This is a genomic window from Paenibacillus tepidiphilus (assembly GCF_008635795.1).
GTDB lineage: Bacteria > Bacillota > Bacilli > Paenibacillales > Paenibacillaceae > Paenibacillus_AQ > Paenibacillus_AQ tepidiphilus.
In genome coordinates, this window is record NZ_VWRQ01000006.1 from 261391 (window position 1) to 278484 (window position 17094).

Genomic DNA, 17094 nt, shown 5'->3' on the forward strand with positions numbered 1-17094 from the left:
GACGGGCATGGCAAGCTGTGGTTCAAAACTTGCGACCTGTAGTGAAACAATCCGTGCTGGCATCACGTAAAGAAAAGCATACCTATACTATACTTTAGGGAGTGAACGGCATGAATCAAAGCAAGATCGAAGAGCTTCGGGCAGAGTTAAGAAAACTGTCTGCCCGGCAGGGGCGTCAGTACAAGCTGGATGCCATGCTGCGTGATCTTGACAAGCGGGAACGGGAGCTGGGAAATGAGGAATACCGACTGAAGACGATACTGGAGAAGGAAGAAGCCGATGTGGAGCGTCTGGAGAAGGTGACACTGACTTCGATTTTTCATACCATTACCGGCCAGAAAAAAACGAAGCTTACCCAGGAGCAGCAGGAGGCGTACGCCTCCAGGCTGAAATACGAGGCCGTGCTGAAAGAGCTTGAGGATTGCAAAACTAGGCGCTATGAGCTGCGTTTGGAAAAAGCCGATCTGGTGAATGCTGCGGCACGGTATGACCTCGTTTTTGCTGAATTGCAGGAGCTGATGCAGGATGACCCTCGGTTTGCAGAGCAGCTGTGCGAGCTGGAGAAACGGGAAGGCGAAGCGTCCGCTCATTTGAAGGAAATTGATGAAGCTATTTCTGCCGGTAGAGCGGCACTTAACCAGATCGATCGGATTGAGCAAAGTCTGGGCAGCGCCGAAAGCTGGGGCAAATGGGATTTGTTCGGAGGCGGACTGATTGCCGATATGGCCAAGCATTCGCATCTGGACAGCGCGCAGGCCCATGTTGAGTATCTGCAGGTGCTGCTTGGCCGATTCCGCACCGAACTGGCGGACGTGAAGATGGACAATCGGCTGGACAACGTTAATATTGAAGGGTTTCACCGGTTTGCGGATTACTTTTTTGACGGGGTCATTGCTGACTGGTCTGTGCTTTCCCGTATTCAGGAATCCCAAGATAGCGTGCACCAAGTTAAGCGGCATGTAGAACATGCCATGTCCAAATTGTCGAAACTACGCACCGCCTATGCTCAGGAACAAGGAGGCATTCAGGGGCAGATCTCCAGCCTGGTTGCCCGACCTTGAAGTTAAGATGCCTCGAGCAGCAGCGTTCACCCAGAAATTGAAAACGGGCCGCCCCTCCCAACCATGACGGGAACAGGGCGGCCGTTTCATTTGCTCCTATTCAAGAACTCTTTTCGGCTCCCTTTAGCAACTTTATCCTTTTCCTTCCATCCAATGACATAGATGACATAGGAGAGTGCCTGCATGAATAAAAGCAATTTTGTACTTACTGCCACCTTTTTGACAGCCATGCTGTCAGGCTGCAGTGCTGCCGGGAACGCCGGACCATCGCCTGGCCCGGTTCCTAGCCGGGCACACTTTGAGCCGGTGGCACACAGGGAGAAGCTGCCGCTGCTGTCTGCCGAATCGCTGATACTTACGCATACTTTCGTGGATTTAGAAACCCCATTCACGGAACAGGATGAAATTGATCTGTTTATGAATGCCATCCACAGCGCGGAGCGGATCGAAGGAATCCTGGATACGGGTATACCGGATTATGAGATGGTGGTTGGGGAAGCAGACGGCACGAAGCATACCTTTCGGCTGTGGATTAAGGAGAACGAAGAACAAGCTATGCTGATGGATATTGAGGATACTTATAGCGGGTACACGGTTCCGGAGCCGATCACGGCTAAATTGAAAGAAGTGCTATGGGCCTCGCCCGAGATCGAACATTTAACTTTTGAAACAAAACGGAATGCTGACGGATTACTCGTCGCTGTACCGGCAGGATTACGAAATGACCAATACAGCATCGGCGGCGGAACCGTTCTCCAATGGAATGGAATGACGTATGTGAGCATGCATCTTTTTTATGGTGATCACAATATGATTAATGCCTTGGTCGCCCATGAGCCCGCTTCTGATGATGCGGAAGTGATCTGGAGCGAGCAGCTGAACAATTCGAACAACCGGTGGAATAATGCGTTTATTGGCAGCTATAAACCTCTGTATCCTTTAGATGAACGACGCCTGCTGTTTCTTGAGCCGGAGCTTACCGCCGATGCGGGGCAATTTCATATCTCCGTCTATGACAGCGAGAACGGTTCCATTGAACGGTTACGTGAAAATTTCTGGCCGCTCACTGACAATTACGACTATATCTATCAATCGCACTGGAATGCGGAGAAACAGACGCTGTTCATGCAAAGCTATCTGGGAAATGTATGGTTCTATAATTTCAAAACAGGCGGGGATAACGTTCATCCGCTGAAATTCCAAGTCATCCCCCATTCGACCACCGGGGTTCCTTCTCTTTTCCTGTCACCGTCTTTCGACCACTTCGCATTTGACGATGAAAGCGGCACGGTTGGTTTCTACGACAGTGTGGGGACTCGACTGAATACGGTAACACCGGAGGGTGGCACGCCTTCCGAATTAATCAAATGGAGCCCGAAAGGCTCGGTTGCCTGGATGGAGCAGGCGGATAACATCGAAGACCGGATATTAGATATCGATATTGATTACATGAAGATAGCGCCCGAGAGAGTCCAGTTTTACAGTCCCGACGGACAGCCGCTGGGATCGGTCGAGGCTGAGGATTACGTGGAGGTTCGTTCCATTGAAGTAGCGGGATGGCTGGACGAGCAGGTAGCCGTGCTTAAAACTTATACGGTGTATCCCGCCTTGTCGGCTGGTGCGGAACCTGACCAGACCGATTCCGATAAGACTTATTCGGATGGAGCAGGGTCGAGCGAGACTAGGACGAGTGCAACTGGACCGGATGGGGCTTATGTGAGCCAGACTGGGCTGAGGGTGAAGGATGAAGCATTTTTCCTCTACAATGTCCGTACCAAAGAGAAAGGCGACATCATCCAAACAATGCCCGCCGGCGCAACCTTGATTAAAGACAAGAGACAAGGCTACAGTGAATCGCTCGGGGACCATGCCGGTGCAACAGTGACCCGAGAGGCGATAATTTTTGATGCAAAATAACGAGACTGTCTTCCTCGGCGCAGGTTGGTTATAGGCGAAATGGTTGGTGACGGGATGGTTGGTGTAAAGGGCGAAAACTCCACGGTCAAAAATGACCGTGGAGTTTTCGGGAATTGTGATTTCTACCAGCTTATTCAAATGCCGGAAGCGCAATCTCCGCGTAGTTATCTTCCAGGAACTTCTTCACTTCCGGTCCGCTAATGCGCTTCGCCAGCTTCTGGATGGCGTCCGAATCCTGATTATCCTCGCGCGCCACCAGAGTGATGGTGAACTCGGAGTCTTCGCGTTCGGTAATCAGCGCATCCTTCTTGGGCGTCAAGCCGAGCGGGCTGGCATAGGCCGGAGTCATCGCTACCAGATCGGCGTCATCGTACATGCGGGCCAGCATCAGCAGATCCACTTCCTCGAACTTGTAATTCTTCGGATTCTCCGTAATATCCGCCTGTGTTGCCTGAATGCCTACGCCTTCCTTCAGCGTGATGAGACCGGCATCGGCGAACATTTGCAGCGAGCGGCCGATATTGGAAGGGTCGTTGGCCATCACCAGTGTTGCACCCTCAGGCAGCTCTTCAATCGTCTTATACTGCTTGGAGTATCCGCCGTAAATGGCGTCATACACCGGCTGCACAGCAACCAGATTGGCATCCTTGCTGTCGTTGAACTGCTGCATGTACGGGACATGCTGGAAGAAGTTCGCATCCACCTCTTTATTGGCCAGCGCTTCGTTCGGCTGCACATTGTCGGAGAGCACCACAATCTCCATGTCCACTCCATCTTCAAGCAGCAGCGGCTTTACAATGTCAAGAATATCGGTCATCGGCGGAATCAGCGAGGCGACCTTGATCTTCACGGGTTCGGCGGCGGCATTTCCGGCATTGGCATCGTTTCCGGTTGCCGCGTTATTCCCCCCGTTGTTATTGGCACAGCCGGAGACGACCAGAACGAGCAGTGTGAGCAAAGCGAGCAGTGATTTCTTCATTGGATTAGACAACCCCCATTGGTATATGTTTTTGGTAATACCCAAGCAGTTTTGACCCAAAATCAGCGTTTGTCGAGCAGTCTGGCCACAGTGCTTCCCGTGAATTGGATCAGCTGGACCAGCACAATCATCACAATAATCGCATAGACCATCACTTCCGTCTCGAAGCGCTGGTAGCCGTAACGGATGGCGAAATCGCCGACCCCGCCGCCGCCGACCACACCCATGACCGTCGAGAACGAAATGAAGCTGATGGTGGAAGCGGTCAAGCCGAGCACCAGCCCCGAGCGGGCTTCCACATACAGAAACTTGAAGATCAGCGCGATCTTCGACGCGCCCATCGCCCGCGCCGCTTCGATTGTCCCCCGCGGAACCTCCAGCAGCGATTGCTCCACCAGCCGCGAATAGTAGGCGATGGCGACAATCGACAGCGGCACCGTGGCGGCCATCGTGCCGATTGCTGTTCCTACCACAAACCGGGTGAAGGGAATCAGTGCCACAACCAGCAGCAGGAACGGAAAGGATCGGACGACGTTCACCACCGCATTCAGCAGCGCCGACAGCCCCCGGTTCTCATAGAGCTGCCCCTTGCGTGTAAAATAAAGCAGCGTGCCGAGCGGAAGCCCCAGCAGGACCGCCGCACCGATCGAAATCCCGACCATCACGAAGGTCTCGCCGATGGACTCCCACATTTGCGCCTCATATTGCTGCAGGCTCTCAAACATAGGCGCCCCCCGCTCTGCCCGTAATCTGCTCCCGGTAGGAGCCGGTATGACCGGCCGGCGGCAGGAAGCCTGTCTCCCGGCGTGCGAAGGAATCGACGATACGGCCTTCCTCCATAACAGAGACATGGCTGCAGATGCTGCGCACCACATCCATCTCATGGGTAACAATGATTACCGTTACACCCAGTTCGCTGTTGATGTGCTGCAGCACGCCGAGAATATCCGCCGTCGTTACCGGGTCAAGCGCCGAGGTCGGCTCGTCGCACAGCAGCAGCTTCGGGCCGTTCGCCAGCGCCCGGGCAATCGCCACGCGCTGCCGCTGGCCGCCGCTTAGCCGGGCCGGGTACTGCCCGGCCTTCTCCTCCAGGCCGACAAAGCTCAGGCATTCCTGCACCCGCTCCTTCCGCTGCTTGCGCGGATAACCCGCCAGCTCCAGCGGAATGGCGACATTGCGGCTCACCGTAGCATTGCTGACGAGATTGAACTGCTGGAAGATCATGCCCATCTTCTGGCGCTCCTTACGCAGCTCCTGCTCCGGAAGCTCCGTCAACGTTCTGCCTTCCAGTAGTACTTGTCCTTCGTCGGGCCGCTCCAGCAGATTCATCAGCCGCAGCAGCGTCGATTTGCCGGCGCCGCTGGCGCCGATAATCCCATGGATGGAGCCCGCTTCCACCGACAGCGATACTCCCTGAACCGCCCGGTAGCTGCCTTCCCGCAGCGCAAAGCTCTTGCTTACCCCATGAAGTGTTAGCATGTTGAAGCCCCACCTCCAAACCGCCTTGTGAAATACCCTCTTTCGTTCCCCCGAACAGTGTACTACTAATATTTAAAAACTGTTTTATCAAAAATCTCTTTAAATAATAAGGTATAAACGGCGCTGTGTCATCACTTTTCTGAAAAATAATATATCAGACCTATGCCAGCCCGTTTCCTTATTAAGGATGCGCGGCCGGAGCGGAATTATCCGCAGCGTTCCAAAAACAATGGGGCTGCGTTACGAAAGAGCTTTGCGCGGCCCTCTCCTGCACAGCACAAACAAGCCCCGCCGCCAAGAGAATTGGCGCGGGGCTTCCGCGTAGCTGTAGATTTATCGTGCTTAATATATCCGGAACACCGGCTTATCGGCAATAAAATAAACGGGTATATCCGGGAATTTCTCCCGCAAAGAATCGGCCAGATAGCGCATGCCCGGCACCTCGCTTTCGGCATGGCCCAGCATCAGCAGCGACTTCGCATGGCCCTGCTGTACCGCGTCCTTGATATATTCCGGCGTTTCCCACTCCGGGCCTTCGCCGGCGATTAGCAGGTCCAGCCGCTCCCGGGTATAGAGCGGAACCGCCAGGCCCGCCCCGCCTCTATAGCCTACAGTGACTCCCACCCTCTGGCAGGGCTGGGATGCATCCCCGGCGGCCCTGACGCAGGAAATGCCGAGCCTCTCCTTAAGATAGGCTGCGGTATCTACCAGGCTCATCTCCGGAATACTCAGGACCGCGGCAGTATCGGTCTGGTGTTCCACATACTTCTCCCAACTCAGCTCCCGCAGCAGCCCGGTCATGATGCCGTCGGGCTGTACCCGGTGCCAATAATCATGGCAGCGGTAGATTGCAATACCGCTCTCTTCAATCAGCCGCAGCTTCTGTTCGTACACCGGGTCATCCTGCAGGAATCCACGGTTATCCTGGTGACTGTAGAACAGCCCTTCGTGCACAATCAGCAGATTGGCGCCGAGTGCGGCCGCCTGCTCAATCACATGCTGGCTGCCGCTGAACGCGCAAGCTACGGCTAGGACTCTGGCACCGGGATCACCGAACAACAGCTCATCCACGGTCTGCGGCAGACCTGCCGCTAAGGCTCGCATTCCGCTCAGCAGCTCGGATATAGTGACCTGCATTGCTTCCGCCTCCCTCCTGTGCTCATAGACAGCTTCAATATATCGTTCTGCCGGCCTGGTCAGTAATACCACTGATGCGGAAGAAATAGGTGTTGATCCGGTCGCGCCACTCCTTGGCATGCTCAGCCTGTTCCTGCAGGCGGGCCAGGACCTGGGCGTACAGCCCTTCCTCCATCTCCCCGGCCAGCTGCTGCCATCTCGCCACTAATTCAGCCGCCTGCTCCGCCCCCTCAAAATGCGTATCGTAAATATGCTGGATGACAGTCTTGCCGGATTTCAGCACATACGTGTACGGCACATGGTGGAAGAAGAGCAGCAATTCATCCGGACAGGAGTCCGGCGACTCATAGAGTTCGGCTACCGGTGAATAATACTGCCCGCTGTAGCCGGTTCCGCTCTTCACTGTCCGGTCTACCCCGATGCCATGATGATCGGCATAATGATAAGTGCCCCACTGCGAATATTCGTAGCCGTCCACATTAGGTCCGTAATGATGCTCGGGATTGACCATCCAGCCTACGCCCAGCGGCGCCGTATAATTCTCGTAAATTCTCCAGGAGTCAAGCAGCATCCCTCTGATGACTTTTACCTGCCGCTCATCGCCGCCAAAGGTTAGCGCGATCCACTCTTCAGCGATTTCTTCTGCACCCAGCTCCGGATTCCAGGCCAGCCGCCCGTATCCGTAGAGGTTGGCCTGCGCCAGCAGATGTCCCGTCCAGTTGGCGTCATTGCCGACATTGACCACGGCAGCAATCCCGTTATGCTGGCGGCCGTGAAGTGTCCCGGCGATAATTCGCTTCACGGGTGCGTCGTCCGGCGCCGCGCAGGTATTGAAATCGAGCACTTCCTTCCACTGGGGAACCAGATAACACAGATGACGCTGCTGTCCGGTATACTCCTGGGTAATCTGGAACTCCAGTACCTGGCCGGTATCTTCCATGGCCCCGAACAACGGGGATACCGGCTCTCTGACCTGAAAATCCATCGGCCCGTTCTTGATCTGCAGCACGACATTGTCATGAAAGCAACCGTCCAGCGGCTTGAAATGGTCGTAAGCCGCCCGTGCCCGGTCTGTCTTGCGGTCGCGCCAATCCTGCTTGCAGTTATAGACGAAGCAGCGCCAGATCACAAGCCCGCCGTAAGGCGCCAGCGCTTCGGCCAGCATATTCGCCCCGTCGGCATGATTGCGCCCGTAAGTAAATGGTCCCGGACGGTTCTCCGAATCAGCCTTGACGACAAAACCGCCAAAATCGGGAATGAACCGGTAGATCTCTTCGGCTTTCCGCTTCCACCACTCCTGTACCTGCGGGTCAAGCGGGTCGGCGGTCGTAAGGGCGCCGATCTCCAGCGTGCTGGCATAGTTGACGCTCAGGAATAGGCGGATGCCGTACGCCCGGAAGACCGCTGCCATCTCTGCTACATCCGGTAAATAGAGTTCCGTTATAAAGAGCGTCTCCAGCCGGTGGACATTGACATTGTTGATGGAGATACCGTTAATGCCAACCGAGGCGAGCAGCCGGGCGTAATCCCGCAACCGCTCTGTGTCGTGCAGAAAGCGGTTGTCGTCGTAAAAAAACGAACGGCCCGCGTACCCCCGTTCAATACTCCCGTCGAAATTATCCCAATGGTTGACCATCCGCAGCCGGTTCGACGGCTGTTCCAGTACATCCAGCTCTGCGGGCGGCTGCCCGGCAGCCATCAGCCGCAGCAGATGGAACACGCCATGCAGCACACCGGCCGGCCGGGCTGCGCCGACGGCTATGCAATCTTCGGCTTCGCTGTAGCGGATGGCGAAGCCTTCCTCGCCGAGCTGCTCGGCGGTGTATGCACCGGGCTGCCCGGCGGCATTCGTGCCGTTGGGTCCGGCGGTGCCCACGCCGGGCTGTCCAGCGGCGTCCGCACCGGTACGTCCGGCGGTGTCCACGCCGAACACCCGCCGGAGCAGCGGCGGTCCGCCCGGGATCGTACCGATGACGATGCACGGCCCCTCTCCGGCTGCGCTGGCTGCGCCGGTCTGCGGCGTCATGCCGGTCAGCGCAGTGATCGCCCGTACCAGCTCCGCCGCCGCCGTTTGGATCAGCGGATGCTCCTCGCTGGAGACCACGGCTGTGCACCAGCTCGCATATTGCCCGCCCCGTCCGCTTTCCGGGCGGCGGTATCCGAGCCAGGCCTTATACCCGCTGTCAGCCGATTCTCTGTACCCGGCCGTTTCATTCATAACCTGTTCCTCCTTGCAGTTGAAGCTCAAAGTTTCTGTAGCTTTGCTTGCCTTCATCTCATAGGGTATTCCTGCCCCTCAGCTCCCCTTATTCCTGGAGCAGCCGATCAAAGGCCGCCTTGGGCCGGTGCTGCTCGTCGAACAGAAACGGCCAGTTCTTCCGGCCGTGTACCGGAAAATGGTCCAGCCAGGTGTAATCATCGGCGGCGCCCCAGAAGGTTACGGCCGAGATGACGTCTTTGTATTCCCGCAGCAGCTTGAAGACTGCTGCGTACCGCTCTGCCTGCAGCTCCAGCAGCTCCGCCGGCGGCTCCTTCAGGTCGGTGCGCCGGTCGTCGAACCGGAACAGAGACATATCCAGCTCTGTGAGCTGGAGCGTCAGCCCCAGCGAGGCATATTTCTCAATTGCTGTGCGAATCTCGTCCAGTGAAGGATCATACAGATTCCAGTGCGCCTGCAGCCCTACACCGTGCACAGGTACTCCCTGATCCAGGAGAGATTTCAATAAGGTATAGATTTTGTCCCGCTTCAGCGGATTTGACTCATTGTAGTCATTGTAGAACAGCAGCGCCCCGGGATCGGCTTCATGGGCGAATTCAAAGGCCTTGGCAATGAAACCGTCTCCCGCAATGTCCAGCCATTTCGAACGGCGCAGCAGCGCTTCGCCTTCGTCAGCTACGGCTTCATTGACGACATCCCAGGCATATATATCATTCTTGTAGCGCCCCACTACCGTATTGATATGGGATTTCAAGCGGTCCAGCAGCACCTCTTTGCTCACAGAAGCACCATGTCCGTCCTGAAACAGCCAGTCAGAGGTCTGATTATGCCATACGAGGGTATGTCCGCGCATCGCCAGCTTATGCTTCCGGGCAAAGCTCACCAGCTCGTCGGCCGCCCCGAAGCGGTACACCTCCTCCAGCGGATGCAGGCTCTCAAATTTCATTTCATTCTCGGCGGTAATGCTGTTGAAGTGATGTCTCAGCAGTTGCTCTTGGGTCTTCATTGTCCGCGGATTGACCGCAGCGCCAATATGGAAATCCCCGGCGAACAGGGCCTTAAGCGCCGGTTCTCCGAAGCTGTCTGGTTCTCTCAAGTTGTAGACCTCCTGTATATAATCGCTGTGCAAGCTAGCCTTGGACGGACACCGCCGGCATGAGTGCTGGCTGCAGTGACGCCTCGGGGCCAGTGCCTGTTCATTGTCCGTATACTCCAATCTCTGGGCCCTCACGGCTCATCATCTTACGTGTCCGCCCTCGCATTATTGCTAGCTCCCCCGGTACTCCATCCAGTGGAAATATGCCGGATGGCGGGCCGGTTGCCCGTTTCCTGTTGCATATAATCCGAATATAACTCCGGTAAAAGCATTGCCATCCGCCGCCTGCGGCGAGAGATCATACGCTGCGGCGCAGGCCAGCTCTGTCCAAGCCTGGCCGTCCGGCGAATACAGCAGCCTGTATTCGTCAGCCGTGGCGGCCATCCGCAGATAGACCGGGCCGCCGGTGAACGGAGCCTGCGCGGCCAGACGGGTGCCGCCTCGTGCAGTCAAATACGCCGCAATGACATCCCTTCCATCCAGCCGGGTCAATACGATCTCATAGTGCTGACGCTCGTTCATGCGGATGCACAGTCCGGCGGCTTCTCCTTCCCGCGCCGGCTCCCACTCCAGCATCGTGCTGCACTCGGCGGTGAAGTGCTGCTGTCTTCGGCCGACAAAGGCCACCTGTACAGCGGGATCGTTCAGGCTGCCCGGCTGTCCATGCAGCGTAAGCCAGCCCGGACGTCCAGTCAGCGACCAGCTGCCTTCCGCCGGGTTGCGCAGGAATGTCAGCTCCGGCGGAAGGGTCTGATCCGTGAATTCTACCCGTTCCGCGGCTGTGGCATATGCAGTTACAGCATATTCCGTAGCTTCCATCTCCGCCCTGCTTCCTGCTGCTCCGGTTACCGCTGTAGCGCGCCCGGTAGCCGCCCGGCCCGGCACCTTCATCTCCAGCGCCACCGTGCCTTCATTGTTGTCGATCAGCGGCCAGCCATCCTCGGTCCAGGTAACCGGGGCCAGAAAGGTTTCTCTGCCCAGAACGCTGAACCCGTGTCCGCCCAGCCGTACACCCAGAAATACCGCCCACCAGCTATCGTCCGGGCCGGTGACCAGATCGGCATGGCCCAGGTACTGAATCGGATGCTCATTCAGCCGGTTATGGGTCAGAACCGGATACGGCAAACGCTCAAACGGGCCGTACGGAGACGGGCTGCGCCCGATAATCTCGCGGTGCTCCTTGGCAGTACCTCCGGAAGCCGTCATGATGTAGTACAGGCCGCCGATCTTATAGAGATGCGGCCCTTCAACCCACGGCCCGCCGTCTCCGCTCCAGATGACAACAGGCTCGGTCAAGGCCGCGCCTGTCTGGATATTGATCTCATACTGAATAATATGGGACTCCAGATCGGCCCCCTGCTGGACCGTGACATAGACCCTTCCGTCATCGTCGAACATCAGGGAGGGATCAATGCCGCCATAAGGAACGGTAATCGGGTCAGACCAAGGTCCGGCCGGGTCGGCCGCCGTCACATAGAAGTTGCCGATTCCCCGCACATCCGTCGTGATCATGTAGAAGACACCGTCATGATAGCGGAGCGTGGGGGCATAAATGCCGTCCGAGCTGCCTGCTTCACGCAGATCAAGCTGGCTCAGCCGGTCCAGCACATGACCGATCGGTTCCCAATGGATGAGATCGCGGCTGTGAAAGATCGGCACTCCGGGGTAATATTCAAACGAGCTGCAGACCAGATAATAATCATCCCCGGCCCGAGCGATGCTCGGGTCGGGGTAGAAGCCCGGAATGACCGGGTTGCTATATTCCAGAACTGAATTCTCCATTGAAACGTTCCTTCCATCTCTGAAATCACATCGGGGGGACTATTCCTTTACGCTGCCGACGTTGAGGCCGACCACGAAATACTTCTGCAGGAACGGATACACCACCAGAATCGGAACAGACGCCACTACCGTAATTGCTGCACGGATCGAGATTGGTGTAACCATATCCCGCGCCGACTCTGCAGTCATACCGGATCCGTGCGCCACGCTCGGATTGGCGTTGGAATTCATCGTTGAAGAGATCAGCTTCATCAGCTCGTATTGCAGCGTACTCAAATGCTGTCTGGACGAGGTATAGATGAAGGCATCGAACCAGGCATTCCAGGCTCCCACGGCAACGAACAAGGCGATCGTGGCCAGTACAGGCTTACAGAGCGGGAAGATGACACGCCAGAAAATTTTAAAATCGCCGGCTCCGTCGATCTTGGCCGATTCGATCAAGGCTTCCGGCAGTGTCAGAATATAGGTCCGGATAACAATCAGATTGAAGGCGCTGATCATCGAGGGAACTACATAGACCCAGAAGGTATTCAGCAGATGCAGGTCCTTGATCAGGAAATAGTTCGGAATCAGGCCGGCATTGAAGTACATCGTAAGCACGAAGATGACTGTTATCACCTTGCGGAACACATAATCCTTACGGCTGAGCGTATAGGCCAGCATCGTGGTCAGAAATATGTTCAGCAGCGTCGAAATGAGGGTACGCGCCACCGAGATGAAGAAAGCGTCGTACACGTAGCCTGAGGCAAAAATCGCCTTGTAATTCTGTGTCGTCCATTCACGGGGCCATAAATAAATCCCCCCGCGGATCGTATCATTGCCGACATTAAATGAAACGGCGATCGTATTCAGGAACGGATATAGAGTCACGATTACCAGACAGATCATGAAGACCGTGTTGAACGTAGTGAACAGGAAAGGTTCAAGCCGTCCGATACCCGAGTTTTTTCGATACTTGATACCTGCATTGGGTTGCGGGCTAATTTGTCGGTTGTCCATAGTCTATAACAGCCTCTCTTCCCCTAGCCGCTTCGCCACTCCGTTGGCCAAAAGCAGCATCGTTATACTGACGACGGTCTTGAAGATACCGCCTGCAGTGGCAAGTGAATAGTTTCCTTGGGCCAGCCCGTATTTAAGCACGAAGATATCGATGGTCTCCGCCCAGTCCACAACAAGTCCGTTGCCAAGCAGATACTGTACCTCGAAGCCTGCCTCCAGAATGTGGCCGATGGACATAATGAGCAGAATGACAACCGTCCCCTTAATGCCCGGAAGGGTAACATACTGCATTTTCTTATAGCGGTTGGCTCCGTCGATTTCTGCGGCTTCATACAAAGCAGGGTCTATGGAAGCGATGGCAGCCAGGTAAATGATCGTGTTCCAGCCAACTTCCTTCCATACATGCGAGGCGCCGACAATGCCCCAGAAATATTTGCCTTCACTGAGCCAGAGGATCGGCTCATTGATGATATGCAGCTTCATTAATACAATGTTGACAATCCCGTCGTTGATCGAGAGGGAGGTAGCGACAATGCCTGTAACGATAATCCAGGACAGGAAGTGCGGCAGGTAGGAGATCGTCTGTACAACGCGCTTCCAGAGCACCTTGCGGATCTCATTCAGGAGGAGCGCCAGAATAATCGCGGTGACAAACCCGAGCACCAGGTTGATAAAGCCCATGGCAACCGTATTGCGGAGCACCCGGATGAAATTATCGTCGGTGAACAAGAAATGGAACTGCTTGAAGCCTACCCACTCCTGCTCGCCGAAGCTCTTGTTCGGCCGGTAATTCTGAAAGGCCATCGTCCAGCCCCAGACCGGGTAATAGGCAAACAGCATAATATAAAGCGTTAAAGGTACAGACATCCAGATCAGCTGCCGCTGATCCTTGATTTGCTTCCAGGTAAAGCGCCGCTCCTTCTTTCTCTTGGGAGGCCGCGCGACGGGTTGTTGCGTCAAGGTCTCTGCCATATATGTTTATCTCCCCACACAATTGATTAATTTGACGAAGGTGGACAGCCGGGGTACGGCTATCCACCTTCTGGTATCAAACAAGAGAGCCGTTTCCTATTTACTCCAGTTGTCGATTCTCCATTTAATCAGCTCGTTGATTCTGTCTTCGTAGGCTTTGATATTCACTTTGCCGATCTCGGAAGTGTAATCGTTCCATACCTTGTCGAAATCACCCGGTTTCGCCAGAATAGCTTGTGGCAGGAACTTCGTGGACAGTTCGTTCAGCTTTGTATTGGCGATCTTCGCGTCAGAGCCGTCGATCAAGTCAATGGACCAGGCAGGGTAGTACACTGGATTTTGCGGCGGTTCGCTGAAGAAATCTACGTAGGTCTGAAAGCCGTAAGCGTCGAGGAATTCCTTGTCATAAGGCTTCAGACCCGCTTGGTATTCTTCCGGCTGCTCGGCCGGACCGGTAGCATTGCCGTCGCTGTAGCTGCCTTCAATCTTCGGCAGGTACTCGAACATGGATTTGGCCTTGTTGGCTAATTGCCAGGTGGCATCTGTAGCCTGGTCACGCTGCTCCTGTGTTCTCATGAAGCGGCCTTCTTCGTTGAGGTAATAGTCCTCGCCTTCGATACCCCAGGCCAGGGTTTTCTGCCAGTCTTCGGAAATCAGCGTTTCCAGCAGCTTGATGATCTTGACCGGATCCTTGGCATTGATGCTGATGCCGAAGCCGTTGTTCAGATTCAGCACCGGACGGTCACGGTAGTAATCCTTGGTAGCGGTATCATATACGAGCGGCAGACCGACATAAGTGCGCTCAATCTTGCCCTGGGTGGTCAGCGCATCCTCGGCAGTACCAAAGTTCCAGTGCTGGTCGAACATGCCGAGAACCGTTCCGCTGGAGAGCTTCGCCAGGTATTGGTCAGAGTTCTGGACAAAGGTTTCCTTGTCGAGCAGACCCCGTTCGTTCACTTCATTCAGCTTCTGATAATACTTCTTGGCGTAATCTTTATCTGCAAAAATTTCTGCCACGCCGTCATTAACCACCACGCCGCCGTCGTTCGGATGTCCGATCAGATGCTGCGGCGGGTTGAACAGACCCCAGTTTTTCCAGTCGTAGTTAAGAATTTCGAAGCCGATAGTCGGGCTACCGTCAATGGTCGGATATTTCTCCTTGTATTTGGCGATCAGATCGAAATACTCGTCAAGCGTCTTGATCTGCGGATAGCCGAATTCCTTCAGTACGGCCTTTTGAACCCAGAAGGCCGGCCCGGAATAATATGAACTGTTCACCTTGCCGTTATATACCCCGTAGTTCGGGAGAACGTAGATGTGTCCGTCGCTAGGGTCCTTCATCATGTTCCAGTAATCTGCGTAATGCGCTTTCAAATTTGGTGCGTGTTCTTCAATGAGGTCTTCTAGTGGAATATAGGCGCCAGCTGTAACCAGTTTGGCATTCCCGGTAATCAGGTCCGGATAGTCTTGTCCGGCAATCATAACGCCCAGCTTCTGGTTAATGTCCCCGGCGAGGAATTCCATATTGAAGGTTGCGCCGGTTTCCTCTTTGATCTTCTTGTAAATCTTGTTGTCCGGTGTAGGCTGCTGTCCGGCTGCGCCGATGAACACACTGACCTCAAACGGCTTTACCTTATCGCTGCCTGCATCCGATCCTGCTGTCTGCGTTGCCGCATTTCCGCTCTTGTCGCCTTCTCCGGCGGATGAGCTGTTGCCGTTATTGTTGTTGCCTCCGCAGCCCGCCAGCGCGAAGCTGAGGGAAAGCATCAGCATTAGGGAAACCTTGAACGTTCTCTTCGTCTTGCCCCCCATAAAGCACCTCCATGTTTGACCGTTATTTGTAAGCACTTACATGTATAAATTATAGAGGTGGTAATCTTCCTAAAATACGGCTGAATTAAAGGTGTACCCCCAAAAAGTTTAGGTCTTTGCATGGCGGTATTCATTAGGGCCCATTTTCATTTTCTTTTCGAATTGTTTCAGAAATTGGCTGTAATTTGCATATCCTACCCTTTCGGAAATCTCCGACAGCTTAAGCTGCGGCTGCTCCCGCAGGAGGCGCGCGGCTTCTCCAATCCGCAGGCCGTGCAGCTGTTCGTTGAAGTTCATCCCGTTCTTCTTGATCAGCAATTGACCCAGATAAACCGGGTGTAAATAAAAGATTTCAGCCAGCTTCTGGATGGTCAAGGCTTCGCGGTAATGCTCCCCAATATAGCGGTTAATCTCGCCGACAGTTCCATGGGAGCTGTCCTGCCGCTCCTGAACCAGAAGACCGATTACCGCTTCCCCGAAGGATGCGAGCTGCCCCATGAGCCCGGAGAGCGATATGGACGTATTCCGCATGCCGGCCCCGCGGATGTCCGCCAGCATGTCCCCGAACGGATTGCCATCTACATCCGAAACGGCCTCCAGCATCCGGTATTGCAGATGAATGGCAAATTTCCGCACCGCCTCAGGGGCAACAAGCTCCACGCGGAAATGCTCCTCCGCGGTCTCCAGTGCCAGCCTGAACCCGGCAACGTCCAGAGTATTGACGGCGCTCATCAGTGCATCTGTCAACCGGATATGGTCATAACGGCTGCTGAACGGCCGCTCGTAGACAGCCTCATACTCCATTAAACCGGATGCTTCGGGCTGGTAGAAATAATGCTGCAGCGCGATTCGCGCCGTCTGGAGGCTGTCTGCGATCCGCTCCAGCATATGTACGGGAGCTCCGGCAGCGATATAGACAGCTGCGCCGGGATATTCCCGGCGCAGCTCGTCAAGGCGACCGAAGCTTGCCGGAGAATCGCCCGATATTCCGCAAATGACGCATAATTGCCCCTCCTCCTGGTCGAGCAGGTAGACCGGGGCGTCGCCGGCCAGCAGTAGCGCCGCTTTCTCCCGGAGCCCCGGGCACTCCTCCGGCTCCCATTCCACCAGACACACCTTCCAGTTATCGGATCTTTCGTTCAACTTGGAGAGCAAGCGGGCATCAGACTGCTGGAGGGGCTGCTCCAGCAGCAGCCGCTTCAGCAGTGCAGTGGTTTCACCGCATTTCACCAGTTCATTCATCATCCGTCCCCGCTCAGCCTGCTCCAGCTCGCGGCGGATATCCTCAAGCTCCTCGGCGGCCTCCTCCGGAAAGATCGGCTTCAGCAGATAATGGCTGATTCCATAGCGGATGGCCGTCTGGGCGTATTCAAATTCACTGTACCCGCTTAGAATCACAAACTTGATCTCCCGCCCGCTCTGGCTGCGCCAGGCCCGGATCATCTCCAGGCCGTTCATCAGCGGCATATGGATGTCGGTGATGACCAGGTCCGGCTCCAGCTCCTGCATCCGCAGCAGCCCGTCCCGGCCGTTGCCGCAGGTTCCGCAGACCTCAAAGCCCAAGCTTGCCCAGTCCAGGAGCAGCAGGCCTTCAAGCGCATTCGGTTCATCGTCGATGAGCAATACCTTATAGGCCATAGAA

At 55.4% G+C, this 17094-nt stretch carries 13 protein-coding genes; 2 read left to right on the forward strand and 11 right to left on the reverse strand.

Annotation, left to right across the window (positions count from 1 at the left end):
* Positions 1-110: 110 nt before the first annotated feature.
* Complete coding sequence (locus F1379_RS10485) at positions 111-1061, forward strand: hypothetical protein (RefSeq protein WP_150269198.1); 951 nt, start codon at positions 111-113, stop codon at positions 1059-1061.
* 183 nt (positions 1062-1244) lie between these two features.
* Positions 1245-2978 (forward strand): YhfM domain-containing protein, encoded by a 1734-nt coding sequence (locus tag F1379_RS10490; protein ID WP_150269200.1) that lies wholly within the window; start codon positions 1245-1247, stop codon positions 2976-2978.
* 130 nt (positions 2979-3108) lie between these two features.
* On the opposite strand, the gene F1379_RS10495 is transcribed toward F1379_RS10490, so the two are convergent.
* The 11 genes from F1379_RS10495 to F1379_RS10545 form a co-directional block, all read right to left on the reverse strand.
* Positions 3109-3957, reverse strand: coding sequence for a MetQ/NlpA family ABC transporter substrate-binding protein (locus F1379_RS10495; protein ID WP_150269202.1), 849 nt, complete (start codon positions 3955-3957; stop codon positions 3109-3111).
* A 62-nt stretch (positions 3958-4019) separates the two neighbouring features.
* Positions 4020-4682 carry a methionine ABC transporter permease gene (locus F1379_RS10500; RefSeq protein WP_150269204.1) on the reverse strand — a complete coding sequence of 221 codons (663 nt, stop codon included), beginning with the start codon at positions 4680-4682 and terminating at the stop codon, positions 4020-4022.
* Positions 4675-5436, reverse strand: a complete 762-nt coding sequence (locus F1379_RS10505) for a methionine ABC transporter ATP-binding protein (RefSeq protein WP_150269206.1) — start codon at positions 5434-5436, stop codon at positions 4675-4677. The genes F1379_RS10500 and F1379_RS10505 overlap by 8 nt, the downstream gene beginning before the upstream one ends.
* Positions 5437-5778: 342 nt before the next feature.
* Positions 5779-6573 carry a Nif3-like dinuclear metal center hexameric protein gene (locus F1379_RS10510; RefSeq protein ID WP_150269208.1) on the reverse strand — a complete coding sequence of 265 codons (795 nt, stop codon included), beginning with the start codon at positions 6571-6573 and terminating at the stop codon, positions 5779-5781.
* 34 nt (positions 6574-6607) lie between these two features.
* Positions 6608-8791 (reverse strand): alpha-glucuronidase family glycosyl hydrolase, encoded by a 2184-nt coding sequence (locus F1379_RS10515; protein WP_150269210.1) that lies wholly within the window; start codon positions 8789-8791, stop codon positions 6608-6610.
* Positions 8792-8879: 88 nt separating this feature from the next.
* Entirely contained in the window at positions 8880-9887 is a 1008-nt protein-coding gene (locus F1379_RS10520) for an endo-1,4-beta-xylanase (RefSeq protein ID WP_150269212.1), read from the reverse strand.
* 171 nt (positions 9888-10058) lie between these two features.
* On the reverse strand, positions 10059-11669 hold the full coding sequence (locus F1379_RS10525; protein ID WP_150269214.1) for a glycoside hydrolase family 43 protein: 1611 nt from the start codon (positions 11667-11669) through the stop codon (positions 10059-10061).
* A gap of 39 nt (positions 11670-11708) precedes the next feature.
* Positions 11709-12668, reverse strand: a complete 960-nt coding sequence (locus tag F1379_RS10530; RefSeq protein ID WP_150269216.1) for a carbohydrate ABC transporter permease — start codon at positions 12666-12668, stop codon at positions 11709-11711.
* Between the two features lie 3 nt (positions 12669-12671).
* On the reverse strand, positions 12672-13640 hold the full coding sequence (locus F1379_RS10535) for an ABC transporter permease (protein WP_150269218.1): 969 nt from the start codon (positions 13638-13640) through the stop codon (positions 12672-12674).
* 96 nt (positions 13641-13736) lie between these two features.
* Positions 13737-15452, reverse strand: a complete 1716-nt coding sequence (locus tag F1379_RS10540) for an extracellular solute-binding protein (RefSeq protein ID WP_150269220.1) — start codon at positions 15450-15452, stop codon at positions 13737-13739.
* A gap of 108 nt (positions 15453-15560) precedes the next feature.
* On the reverse strand, positions 15561-17090 hold the full coding sequence (locus tag F1379_RS10545; protein ID WP_150269222.1) for a response regulator: 1530 nt from the start codon (positions 17088-17090) through the stop codon (positions 15561-15563).
* Positions 17091-17094: the final 4 nt, after the last annotated feature.